Raw genomic sequence first — 11,878 nt, forward strand, 5'->3', positions numbered from 1 at the left:
GGGACAGGAATGATCGGACTTGCACACCACCTGGCAGCGGCGGCGACGCTGCTTGTCGGCGCGTTTGGCGCATCCCGGCCCGGCCGGGACAAGGACCGGGTGGCGGGACGCCGGCGAAAGACGGCAACCGGCATGGCCGCGATGCTGGTGACGGGGGCGGGCGCCCTGCAGGCCCAGGGGCTGAAGGACGTGCAGATCGCTGATATCGACCAGCGCTTCGAGGTCGCGACCAAGGATTTTGGCGATGGCACGGTCATGATGACCTCGGCCAGCCCCGTCGGCGACGCCTGGAGCTACCAGACCCACCAGTTCGACTGCGTCGACAAGACCTATGCCGCGCTGCCGGCCACATCCGAGCTGCCGACCGAGTTCCCCGACCCGATCTCGCCGCAGCAGACCAATGCCTTCGGCGAAGAGGACGAGGTGGCACCGCTCGCCCAGCACGCCTGCACGAAACACGGCCAACCGCTACTGGAATGGTGAACAGATGATCGGACTTGAACATTACCTGACGGTGGCGGCGACGCTCTTCGTCATCGGCATCTTCGGGATCTTTCTGAACCGCAAGAACATCATCATCCTGTTGATGAGCGTCGAATTGATCCTGCTGGCGGTCAATATCAACCTGGTGGCCTTTTCGGCCCACCTGGGCGACCTGGTCGGCCAGGTCTTCACGCTGTTCGTGCTGACCGTGGCCGCGGCCGAGGCCGCCATCGGCCTGGCCATCCTGGTCTGCTTCTTCCGCAACCGCGGCACGATCGCGGTCGAAGACGTCAACATGATGAAAGGCTGAGGGGCTCATGGAAACCATCCTCCTGTTCGCGCCCCTCGTCGGGGCCATCATCTGCGGCTTCGGCTGGCCGCTGATCGGCGAGAAGGCCGCGCAATGGACGGCCACGGGCCTGCTGTTCCTGGCCGCGCTGCTGTCGTGGATCACCTTCTTCACCTTCGACGGGGTGACCGAGCAGATCACCATCATGCGCTGGATCGAAAGCGGCACGCTGTCGGTCGACTGGATGATCCGGCTCGACCGGCTGACGGCCATCATGCTGATCGTCATCACCTCGGTCAGCTCGCTGGTCCATCTCTACAGCTTCGGCTACATGGCCCATGACGACAACTTCCGCGATGACGAAAGCTATCGCCCGAGGTTCTTCGCCTATCTCTCGCTCTTCACCTTCGCCATGCTGATGCTGGTGACGGCCGACAACCTGGCCCAGATGTTCTTTGGCTGGGAAGGCGTGGGCCTGGCGTCCTACCTGCTGATCGGCTTCTACTTCCGCAAGCCGAGCGCCTCGAAGGCCGCGATGAAGGCCTTTGTCGTCAACCGGGTGGGCGATTTCGGCTTTGCCCTGGGCATCTTTGCCCTGTTCTTCCTGGTCGACAGCATTTCCTTCACCGATATCTTCGCCGCCGCACCGACCATTGCCGAGACCCAGATCACCTTCCTGTGGCGCGACTGGAACGCGGCCGAGGTGGTGGGCGTGCTGCTCTTCATCGGCGCGATGGGCAAGTCGGCCCAGCTGATCCTGCACACCTGGCTGCCCGACGCCATGGAAGGCCCGACGCCCGTGTCGGCGCTGATCCACGCGGCCACGATGGTCACGGCCGGGGTTTTCCTGGTCTGCCGGATGTCGCCGATCTATGAATTCGCGCCGGGCGCCACGGGGTTCATCACCGTGCTGGGCGCCACGACGGCCTTCTTCGCCGCGACGATCGGCCTGGTGCAGACCGACATCAAGCGCGTCATCGCCTATTCGACCTGTTCGCAGCTGGGCTACATGTTCGTGGCCGCCGGCGTGGGCATGTATTCGGCGGCGATGTTCCACCTCTTCACCCATGCCTTCTTCAAGGCCCTGCTGTTCCTCGGCGCCGGCTCGGTCATCCATGCGATGCACCACGAGCAGGACATGATGAACTATGGCGGGCTGCGCAAGAAGGTGCCCTATACCTTCTGGGCCATGATGATCGGCACCCTGGCCATCACCGGCGTGGGCATCCCGCTGACAACGATCGGTTTTGCCGGCTTCCTCAGCAAGGATGCGATCATCGAAAGCGCCTGGGCGGGCGGGTCGTCCTACGGGTTCTGGCTGCTTGTCATCGCCGCGGCCATGACCAGCTTCTATTCCTGGCGGCTGATCTTCCTGACCTTCTACGGCGAGGCCCGGGGCGACAAGCACACCCATGAACATGCCCATGAAAGCCCGACCAACATGCTGGTGCCGCTTGGTGTCCTTGCCTTTGGCGCGGTCTTTGCGGGCATGATCTGGTACGGCAATTTCTTTGGTCATGCGGACAAGGTCGGCAAGTTCTACGGCATTCCCGTGGCCGAGGCCGGGGCCCATGCCGATGCCGGTCATGGCGAGGAGAGCCACGGCGAAGAGACCGCACATGCCGATGAGGCCCATGCCGACACGGCCCATGCCGACACGGCCCATGCAGATGGCGACGCCGCCGGTCACGGCGGAGAAGCGGACCACGGCGGGGAGGGCGAACACCATTACGCCTTTGCCGGCCAGCCGGGCGAGGGCGCGCTCTACTTCGGCCCCGACAACCACGTGCTGGACGATGCCCATGCCGCCCCGAAATGGGTCAAGGTCTCGCCCTTCATCGCGATGGTCCTGGGCTTTGCCCTGGCCTATCTCTTCTACATCGTGAACCCGGCGCTGCCCCGGCAGCTGGCCGAGAACCAGCGCCCCCTCTACCTCTTCCTCAAGAACAAGTGGTACTTCGACGAGCTCTATGACGCGATCTTCGTCAAGCCCGCGCTCGCCCTGGGCCGGCTGTTCTGGAAGAGCGGGGATGTCGGCATCATCAACGGCTTCCTCAACGGCATTGCCATGGGCGTCGTGCCCTTCTTCACCCGGCTTGCCGGCCGGGCCCAGTCGGGCTTCATCTTCACCTATGCCTTCGCGATGGTCATAGGCATCGCCCTCCTGATCACCTGGATGACGCTCGGCGGAGGAGCGCACTGATGGACAACCTTCTTTCCATTACCACCTTCATCCCCGCCGTCGCGGCCGTCATCCTGGCCCTGTTCCTGCGCGGCGATGACGAGGCCGCCCAGCAGAATGCCAAATGGGTGGCGCTTTTTGCCACCGGGGCCACCTTTGTCGTCTCGCTCTTCATCCTCTTCGGCTTCGATCCCTCCGACACCGGGTTCCAGTTCGTCGAGGAAGGCGAATGGTTGCTCGGCCTGAAATACAAGATGGGCGTCGACGGGATCTCGGTGCTGTTCGTCCTGCTGACGACCTTCATCATGCCCCTGACCATCCTGGCCAGCTGGGAGGTCAACACCCGCGTCAAGGAATACATGATCGCCTTCCTGGCCCTGGAAAGCCTGATGCTGGGCGTCTTCATGGCCCTCGACCTGGTGCTGTTCTACATCTTCTTCGAGGCCGGGCTGATCCCGATGTTCCTGATCATCGGGATCTGGGGGGGCAAGGACCGCATTTACGCGTCGTTCAAGTTCTTCCTCTATACCTTCCTGGGGTCGGTCCTGATGCTGGTGGCCATGGTCGCCATGTTCTCGGATGCCGGCACCACCGACATTCCGGCCCTGCTGGCCCATGAATTCTCTTACGAGAGCTTCTCGATCCTGGGCATCCATGTGGTTGGCGGCATGCAGACCCTGCTGTTCCTGGCCTTCTTCGCCAGCTTTGCCGTCAAGATGCCCATGTGGCCGGTGCACACCTGGCTGCCCGATGCCCACGTCCAGGCCCCGACCGCAGGGTCGGTCGTGCTGGCCGCCATCCTGCTCAAGATGGGCGGCTATGGCTTCCTGCGCTTCAGCCTGCCGATGTTCCCCGTGGGCTCGGATGTCATGGCCAATTTCGTGCTCTGGCTGTCGGCCATCGCCATTGTCTATACCTCGCTGGTCGCCCTGGTGCAGGACGACATGAAGAAGCTCATCGCCTATTCCTCGGTCGCCCACATGGGCTTTGTGACCATGGGCATCTTTGCGGCCAACCAGCAGGGCGTCGACGGCGCGATCTTCCAGATGCTGTCGCACGGCTTCATCTCGGCCGCGCTCTTCCTCTGCGTCGGCGTGATCTATGACCGGATGCACACGCGCGAGATCGACGCCTATGGCGGGCTGGTCAACCGCATGCCGGCCTATGCGCTGGTCTTCATGTTCTTCACCATGGGCAACGTGGGCCTGCCGGGCACCAGCGGGTTCATCGGGGAATTCCTGACCATGATGGGCACGTTCCAGGTCAACACCTGGGTCGCCACCGTCGCTGCCTCGGGCGTGATCTTCTCGGCGGCCTATGCGCTCTGGCTCTACCGTCGGGTTGTCTTTGGCGACCTGATCAAGGAAAGCCTCAAGACGATCAAGGACATGACCCCGCGCGAAAGGTGGATATTCGCGCCGCTGGTCGCCATGACCCTCATCCTGGGTGTCTATCCCTCGCTGGTGACGGACGTGATCGGGCAGTCGACCGCTGCCCTGGTCCAATCCGTCGACACTGCCCTGGCCGGCGCGGTCGATACCGCCGGCCAAGTGGCCTCATCGCACTAAGGAGCCGACCCAGATGTCCTCCATCTCAGCCGATCTGAACATCATCCTGCCAGAGATCATCCTTGCGCTCTTCGCGATGCTTTCCATGGTGGGCGCGGTCTATACCGGCAAGGACCGCCACGCGCCGGCCCTGGTCTGGGCGACGGCCGGGCTCATGCTGCTGCTTGCCATCTGGATCGGCACCCGCAGCGACGGCGGCGCCCACACGGCCTTTGGCGGCATGTTCAACGACGATGCCTTTGCCCGGTTTGCCAAGGTGGCTATCCTCGGGTCGGCCGCGGCCATTCTGGTCATGAGCCAGGATTACATGGCCCGCCGCGGGTTGCTGCGCTTTGAATACCCCGTGCTGGTCGCCCTGGCGGCCGTGGGCATGATGGTCATGGTCAGCGCCGGCGACCTGATGGCCCTTTACATGGGGCTCGAACTGCAATCGCTGGCGCTCTATGTCGTGGCCTCGCTGCGCCGCGACAGCGTGAAATCGACCGAAGCCGGCCTGAAATACTTCGTCCTGGGCGCGCTCAGCTCGGGTCTGCTGCTGTACGGCGCCTCGCTGGTCTATGGCTATTCCGGCTCGACGCTCTTCTCGAACATCGTCGAAACGGCGCATCACGGCGAGCTGCCCATCGGGTTCCTCTTCGGCCTGGTCTTCGTGATCTCGGGCCTGGCGTTCAAGGTCTCGGCGGTGCCCTTCCACATGTGGACACCCGATGTCTACGAAGGCGCGCCCACGCCGATCACGGCCTTCTTCGCCACCGCGCCCAAGGTTGCGGCCATGGGGCTCTTTGCCCGGGTGCTGTTCGATGCCTTCGGCGGGGCGGTCGGCGATTGGCAACAGGTCATCGCCGCGCTGTCCGTGGCCTCGATGTTCCTCGGCGCGGTGGCTGCCATCGGCCAGACCAACATCAAGCGCCTGATGGCCTATTCCTCGATCGCCCACATGGGCTATGCGCTAATGGGCCTGGCCTCGGGCACGGCCTTTGGCGTGCAGGCCATGCTGGTCTACATGGCGATCTACGTGGCCATGAACGTTGGCACATTTGCCTTCATCCTGATGATGGAAAAGGACGGCCAGCCGGTCGTCGACACGCGGGCGCTCAACCTCTACGCCAGCCATGAGCCGGGCCGGGCCCTGGCCATGCTGATCCTGCTCTTCTCGCTGGCCGGCGTGCCGCCGATGCTGGGCTTCATCGGCAAGCTTTACGTGCTGCGCGCGGCCTACGAGGGCGGGCTGGCCTGGCTGGCCATCGCCGGTGTGGTCGCCTCGGTCATCGGTGCCTTCTACTACCTGCGGATCGTCTATTACATGTACTTCGGGTCCGACACGGGCGAAGAGCTGGACCGGACCGAAGCGCCGATCCTGTCGGTCTTCCTGGCGGCCTCGGCGGCGGCGATGCTCCTGGGCATCGTCAATCTCTTCGGCATCGAAGGCGCGGCAGCGGCAGCGGCGGCAACGCTTGTCCACTGAGATCTGGCCCGAAGGCTATGGCCGGCGCGTCCTGGCGTCGGTCGACAGCACGCTGAGCGAAGCGGCACGGCTGGCGCCCACGCTGGCCGGGCCGGAATGGATCCTGGCGCTTGAACAGACCACGGCCCGTGGCCGACGGGGGCGGGCGTGGCAGAACCCCAAGGGAAATTTCGCGGCGACCCTGGCGCTGCGCCCGGCCGAACCGCCCGGTGTGGCGGCCTTGCGCACCTTCGTGGCCTCGCTTGCGCTTTATGATGCCGTGGCCGATGTCAGCGGGCGGGCCGACGGTCTGGCGCTGAAATGGCCCAATGACGTGCTGCTGAACGGTGGCAAGGTCTCGGGCATGCTGCTGGAAAGCGCCGGGTCGGGGGGGCAGATCACCCATCTGCTGATCGGCATCGGCGTCAACCTGGTCGAGGCGCCCTCGGCCGACGAGGTAGAAGCGCGCGCCGTCCGGCCGGTGTCGATCCTGTCGGAAACCGGGGCCCGCGTCGATCCAGAGACCTTCCTCGATCACCTCGCCGCGGCCTATGCCCGGCACGAGGACCAGTTCCGCCGCTATGGTTTTGCGCCGATCCGCACCGCCTGGCTGTCGCGCGCCGCCCGCCTGGGCGAGGTCATCACCGCGCGCACGACCCGGTCCGAAACCGTCGGCACCTTCGAGACGGTGGACGAAGACGGCAATCTTGTCCTAAAGACCGCCCGTGGTCGGGCCGCCATCCCGGCTGCGGACGTATTTTTCTGAACAGGGAGGGGCGCGATGCTCCTGGCCATCGACTGTGGCAACACCAACACCGTCTTCTCGATCTGGGACGGCAACGCCTTTGTTGCCACCTGGCGGACCGCCACGGAATGGCAGCGCACGGCGGACCAGTATTACGTCTGGCTGTCGACCCTGATGGAATTCCAGGGCATCGAGGCCGACATCACCGATGTGATCGTGTCCTCGACCGTGCCGCGCGTGGTGTTCAACCTGCGTGTCCTGTCCGACCGGTATTTCAACACCCGGCCGGTCGTCGTGGGCAAGCCCGATTGCCTGCTGCCCATCGACGTGCGCGTCGATGCCGGCACCGCCGTCGGCCCCGACCGGCTGGTCAATACCGTGGCGGGCTATGACAAGTTCGGCGGCAACCTCATCGTTGTCGATTTCGGCACCGCCACGACCTTTGACGTCGTCGAGGATGATGGCGCCTATGTCGGCGGTGTCATCGCGCCGGGCGTGAACCTCAGCCTCGAAGCGCTGCACCAGGCCGCTGCTGCCCTGCCGCATGTCGACATTTCCAAACCGCAGCGAGTCGTGGGCACCAATACAGTGGCCTGCATGCAATCGGGCGTGTTCTGGGGCTATGTCGGGCTGGTGAAAGAGGTCTGCGCGCGCATCAAGGCTGAGCGCGACCGCGAGATGAAGGTGATTTCGACGGGCGGTCTGGCGCCTCTGTTCCAGCAGAGCGTTGACCTCTTCGATGCCTTCGAAGACGATCTGACAATGCATGGCCTGACCGTCATCCATAAGTACAACAAGGAAAAATCCTGAGCCATGACCGGTGAACGACTGATCTATCTCCCCCTCGGCGGGGCCGGCGAAATCGGCATGAATGCCTATGTCTACGGCTATGGCCGCGAGGGCGAAGAGCGGCTGATCCTGGTCGACCTCGGCGTTGCCTTTCCCGACATGGACACGACGCCCGGCGTCGACCTGATCTTGCCCGATATCGCCTGGCTGGCCGAACGGGCCGACCGGCTTGAAGCGGTGTTCATCACCCATGCCCACGAAGACCATGTCGGCGCCGTGGCCCATCACTACGAGGCGCTCCAGGCGCCGATCTATGCGCGTGCCTTCACCGGCAATATCGCCCGGCGCAAGATGGCCGAAAAGGCGCTGCCGGAAGATGCCGTGCACCTGGCCTCGGCCTGGCCCGAAACGGTGCAGGCCGGGCCCTTTACCGTGGGCTTCCTGCCGGTGTCGCATTCGATCCCCGAAAGCGCTGCGCTGGTCATCGACACGCCCGAAGGCCGGCTGATCCATTCCGGTGACTTCAAGCTCGACACCAAGCCGGTCGTGGGCGAACCCTTTGATCCCGATCTCTGGGCCGAGGTCGCGGCCCCCGGGGTGCGCGCGCTGATCTGCGACAGCACCAATGTCTTCTCGCCCCATCCCGGCCGTTCGGAATCCGAGGTCGGCCCGGCAATCGAGGAACTGGTCGCCAATGCCTCGGGCATGGTGGTGGCCACGACCTTTGCGTCGAACGTGGCGCGGCTGAAGACCCTGGCAGAGGCCGGCGACAGGGCAGGGCGGTCCATCGTTCTGCTGGGCAGGGCCATGCGGCGGATGGTCGAAGCCGCCGTGCAGACCGGCGTTCTGAGCGATTTCCCGTCGGTGGTCAGCCCCGAGGATGCCACCCAAATCCCGCGCGAGAACCTGATGCTGCTGGTGACGGGCAGCCAGGGTGAACGGCGCGCGGCCTCGGCCCAGCTGGCCCGGGGCAAGTACCTGGGGCTTGAGATGAAAGAGGGCGATCTGTTCCTGTTTTCCTCCAAGACGATTCCCGGCAACGAATCCGGCGTGATTCGCATCATCAACCAGTTCAGTGAAAAAGGGATTGATGTGGTCGATGATTCCAGCGGCAAATACCACGTGTCGGGCCATGCCAACCGGCCCGACCTGGAGCGCCTGCAGGACATCGTGAAGCCGCAGATGGTCATCCCGATGCATGGCGAACATCGCCACCTGCGCGAACACGTCCGCCTGGCCGAATCCAAGGGCCGGACCGGGATCATTGCGACCAACGGCACCATGCTGAACCTCAGTGGCAATGCGCCGACCGTCGAGGAATACATCGACGTCACGCGGACTTACCTGGATGGTGTGGTCAAGATCGGCGCGTTGGATGGCATCGTGCGCGACCGGATCCGCATGGCACTGAACGGCATGGTCGTGGTCACGCTGATCCTCGAAGAGGACGAGCCGCTCGGTGAACCCTGGGTCGAGCTGATGGGCCTGCCGGAAACCGGGCGTTCCAAGGCCGGGCTGGTCGAGGTGCTGGAAGCGGATCTGACCCAGGCGCTGGGACGGGCCGGTTCGAAGACGCTGATGGATGATGACGCGCTGGAAGAACTGCTGCGCAAGCAGGCCCGTAAGACGGCGCTGGACGAGATCGGGCGCAAGCCCGAGGTCATCGTGGTGGTCAGCCGGCTCGGCTGACCCAAACCCTTTTCAGGCAATAAAAAAGGGTGGGTTCACAACCCACCCTACGACGTCTGGTCGGCGGGGCAGCCCCCGCCGAACCTGTCTCAGCTTGCGCGCCGTTCCTCGAAGCTCATGGCGATGAAGCTGGGCAGGTGATCGCCCATGCCCACGACCTTGTTGCCCCGGTTGTCGTCGTTGCGGTCGCGGGTGGAGCGGCTGCTGCTCTTGGAGCGCGACGACGTGGATTTCGACGACGAGCTTTTGGAGGCCGAAGACGACGAAGACGAAGACCGCGAGGAGGACGATTTCGACGAGGATTTCGACGACGAAGAGCGCGACGACGACGACCGGCTGGAGGTCGATTTCTCGGCCGGTGCCTCATCTTCGACGGCTTCTGCAGGTGCCGATTTCATCGGGTTCTCGATCCGCGGAATTTCCTTTTGCACCAGCTTTTCAATGGCTTCGAAGTACTTCTCGTCGCGGGTCGAACAGATCATCACGGCCTTGCCGTCACGCCCTGCGCGCCCGGTGCGGCCAATGCGGTGCACGTAATCCTCGGAATGCGAGGGCACGTCGAAGTTGAAGACATGGCTGACCGAGGGGATGTCGAGCCCGCGGGCAGCAACATCGGAGGCCACGAGGAACCGCAGGGTCTTGTCGCGGAACTGATCCAGCGTACGCATGCGCTGGCTCTGTTCCAGGTCACCGTGGATCGCGGCGGCATCATAGCCGTATTTCTTCAGCGATTTCGCGACGATATCCACGTCCGACTTGCGGTTGCAGAAGATGATCGCGTTGGTGCAGGCGTCGCCTTCGGCATCGATCAGCTTGCGCAGCAGGCTGCGCTTTTCGCTGCCTTCGCGGTCGCGGCGCGAGGCCTTGAACATGACCACGCCCTGTTCGATCGTCTCGGAGGTCGTCGCCTGGCGGGCAACCTCGATCCGTTCCGGGTTCGACAGGAAGGTATTGGTGATCCGCTCGATCTCGGGCGCCATGGTGGCCGAGAAGAACAGGGTCTGGCGCGTGAAGGGCGTCAGCGAGAAAATGCGTTCGATATCAGGGATGAAGCCCATGTCGAGCATGCGGTCGGCTTCGTCGACCACCATGATCTGAACGCCGGTCAGCAGCAGCTTGCCACGCTCGAAATGGTCCAGCAGCCGGCCCGGGGTGGCGATCAGCACGTCGACACCGCGGTCGATCAGCTGTTCCTGTTCCTTGAAGGACACGCCGCCGATCAGCAGCGCCTTGGTCAGCTTGAGGTGTTTGGTATAGGTGTCGAAATTCTCGGCCACCTGCGCGGCCAGTTCCCGCGTGGGGCACAGCACCAGGCTGCGCGGCATCCGCGCCCGGGCCCGACCACGCGCCAAGGCGGTGATCATCGGCAGGGTAAAGCTGGCGGTCTTGCCCGTGCCGGTCTGGGCGATCCCGAGAACATCGCGCCCGTTCAGCGCGGGGGGAATCGCTCCGGCCTGGATCGGCGTCGGCGTTTCATAGCCAGCCTCTTCCACGGCCTTCAGCACCTTGGGGTTCAGGTTCAGATCAGAGAATTTTGTCATATGTGTCCGTTGGTTGCGGACACTTACTTGGCCCGCTCGTCAGAAAAGTACGTCACCCGTACGATGACGTATGAGAAAAACTCGTCGTCCTGACCGCGCGCTTAGCAATTTTTGGCGCCGCGGTCAAACTGCCAACGCGTTTCCGGGCAATCGTAGCCAGATATGCAACAATTTCCGGTTAACAAGGATGCGCCGGCAGGCATGGGCGTCATTCCGCGAAATGGCGTGCGAGCAGATCATCGAGCGGCAGTACGTGGTGGCGCAACAACCCGGCGGCCCGCAGGCGATCGGGCAGGCCGGCTGCATCCGACAGGACCTCGTCGTAAAAGGCGCGCAGGCCCGCTTCGCCTTCTTCTTGTTCCAGCCAGACAAAGAGATCGTGCAAGGACATGCCGCCCTTCTCTGCCGGGCGCAGGGAAGGCAGGTCAGCGCGGTATGACCCGCGATCGAGGCGAAACCGGTAATGGGCCAGCCAGGTCGGCCAATCGCGCGCATGGCAATGCAACAGCTCGACATCGCCCAGTTCGGCCTCTCCCGGGTTCATGTCCTGGCCACGAAAGGCATTGTGGATGCGGATCGTCACGCCGGGCATCCCGGTTCGGGCAAAGACCTTGCCGGCAGTGTGGCTTACAAAACCGCCGCGCAGATAAGGCCCAAAGGTTGGGTACAGCCGGTCGACGATGGGCTGCCGCTCGGGGCCGGAGGGCACGAAGGCCTTGAAAAGGTTCCCCGTACCAGCCAGGGATTCTGACGGTCTGACACGAAGTGTCATTCTGTCAGGAGGCAGGGCGGCCAGGGTGTCGGCCATGTTTCCCGAGGGCATCAGGAATTCGTCGACATCCACATGCGCCATCCAGTCGACCTCGGCCGGGCGGGCATAGGCATGGGTGGCGTTGACCGACTGACGCAGCTGGTGCTTGGCCGGACGCCTGCCGTTATGGCGGCGCCACCATGTGGCATCACAACGTCGGACCCGGATTTTCGGATGGGCCTTTAGACTGTCAAAGGCGTCGCTCTCGGGATCATCCAGGTAGATGTAGAGACGGTGCGCGCCGAGCTCGAGATGCCAGGCCGCGAAGCGCAGGATCTCGGCGCGCGGCGCCTTGATGGTCGAGGCCAGGCCCCAGCGCGGCAGAGGCCCGGCCATG

At 64.0% G+C, this 11,878-nt stretch carries 10 protein-coding genes; 8 read left to right on the forward strand and 2 right to left on the reverse strand.

Features of this window, described 5'->3' with window-relative positions:
• The first annotated feature begins 9 nt into the window (after positions 1–9).
• The 8 genes from ACK3BB_RS10290 to ACK3BB_RS10325 are packed head-to-tail and all read left to right on the forward strand — an operon-like array spanning position 10 to position 9,189.
• Entirely contained in the window at positions 10–483 is a 474-nt protein-coding gene (locus tag ACK3BB_RS10290) for a hypothetical protein (protein WP_428928624.1), read from the forward strand.
• A gap of 4 nt (positions 484–487) precedes the next feature.
• A complete protein-coding gene (gene nuoK / locus ACK3BB_RS10295; protein ID WP_428928625.1) occupies positions 488–793 on the forward strand; it encodes an NADH-quinone oxidoreductase subunit NuoK in 306 nt (101 codons plus the stop codon).
• A 7-nt stretch (positions 794–800) separates the two neighbouring features.
• A complete protein-coding gene (gene nuoL / locus ACK3BB_RS10300; RefSeq protein WP_428928626.1) occupies positions 801–2,975 on the forward strand; it encodes an NADH-quinone oxidoreductase subunit L in 2,175 nt (724 codons plus the stop codon).
• Entirely contained in the window at positions 2,975–4,522 is a 1,548-nt protein-coding gene (locus ACK3BB_RS10305; protein WP_428928627.1) for an NADH-quinone oxidoreductase subunit M, read from the forward strand. Before nuoL ends, ACK3BB_RS10305 begins: the two co-directional genes overlap by 1 nt.
• A 13-nt stretch (positions 4,523–4,535) precedes the next feature.
• Entirely contained in the window at positions 4,536–5,987 is a 1,452-nt protein-coding gene (nuoN, locus tag ACK3BB_RS10310) for an NADH-quinone oxidoreductase subunit NuoN (protein ID WP_428928628.1), read from the forward strand.
• A complete protein-coding gene (locus tag ACK3BB_RS10315; protein ID WP_428928629.1) occupies positions 5,977–6,732 on the forward strand; it encodes a biotin--[acetyl-CoA-carboxylase] ligase in 756 nt (251 codons plus the stop codon). Before nuoN ends, ACK3BB_RS10315 begins: the two co-directional genes overlap by 11 nt.
• A gap of 15 nt (positions 6,733–6,747) precedes the next feature.
• Positions 6,748–7,521, forward strand: coding sequence for a type III pantothenate kinase (locus ACK3BB_RS10320; RefSeq protein ID WP_428928630.1), 774 nt, complete (start codon positions 6,748–6,750; stop codon positions 7,519–7,521).
• Positions 7,522–7,524: 3 nt separating this feature from the next.
• Positions 7,525–9,189 carry a ribonuclease J gene (locus ACK3BB_RS10325; protein ID WP_428928631.1) on the forward strand — a complete coding sequence of 555 codons (1,665 nt, stop codon included), beginning with the start codon at positions 7,525–7,527 and terminating at the stop codon, positions 9,187–9,189.
• An 89-nt stretch (positions 9,190–9,278) separates the two neighbouring features.
• Here ACK3BB_RS10325 and ACK3BB_RS10330 read toward each other — a convergent pair whose 3' ends face one another.
• Together ACK3BB_RS10330 and ACK3BB_RS10335 are read right to left on the reverse strand one after the other, a co-directional pair.
• Positions 9,279–10,730 (reverse strand): DEAD/DEAH box helicase, encoded by a 1,452-nt coding sequence (locus tag ACK3BB_RS10330; protein WP_428928632.1) that lies wholly within the window; start codon positions 10,728–10,730, stop codon positions 9,279–9,281.
• 208 nt (positions 10,731–10,938) lie between these two features.
• A complete protein-coding gene (locus ACK3BB_RS10335) occupies positions 10,939–11,877 on the reverse strand; it encodes a glycosyltransferase family 2 protein (protein WP_428928633.1) in 939 nt (312 codons plus the stop codon).
• Between the last annotated feature and the right edge of the window lies 1 nt (position 11,878).

This window comes from Marinibacterium sp. SX1, assembly GCF_050389775.1.
In the GTDB taxonomy this organism is placed as follows: Bacteria; Pseudomonadota; Alphaproteobacteria; order Rhodobacterales; family Rhodobacteraceae; genus Marinibacterium.

Coding starts and splice junctions, on each gene's coding strand:
- ACK3BB_RS10290 (WP_428928624.1), top strand. CDS start 10: ATGATCGGACTTGCACACCACCTGGCAGCGGCGGCGACGCTGCTTGTC.
- nuoK (WP_428928625.1), top strand. CDS start 488: ATGATCGGACTTGAACATTACCTGACGGTGGCGGCGACGCTCTTCGTC.
- nuoL (WP_428928626.1), top strand. CDS start 801: ATGGAAACCATCCTCCTGTTCGCGCCCCTCGTCGGGGCCATCATCTGC.
- ACK3BB_RS10305 (WP_428928627.1), top strand. CDS start 2,975: ATGGACAACCTTCTTTCCATTACCACCTTCATCCCCGCCGTCGCGGCC.
- nuoN (WP_428928628.1), top strand. CDS start 4,536: ATGTCCTCCATCTCAGCCGATCTGAACATCATCCTGCCAGAGATCATC.
- ACK3BB_RS10320 (WP_428928630.1), top strand. CDS start 6,748: ATGCTCCTGGCCATCGACTGTGGCAACACCAACACCGTCTTCTCGATC.
- ACK3BB_RS10325 (WP_428928631.1), top strand. CDS start 7,525: ATGACCGGTGAACGACTGATCTATCTCCCCCTCGGCGGGGCCGGCGAA.
- ACK3BB_RS10330 (WP_428928632.1), bottom strand. CDS start 10,730: ATGACAAAATTCTCTGATCTGAACCTGAACCCCAAGGTGCTGAAGGCC.
- ACK3BB_RS10335 (WP_428928633.1), bottom strand. CDS start 11,877: ATGGCCGGGCCTCTGCCGCGCTGGGGCCTGGCCTCGACCATCAAGGCG.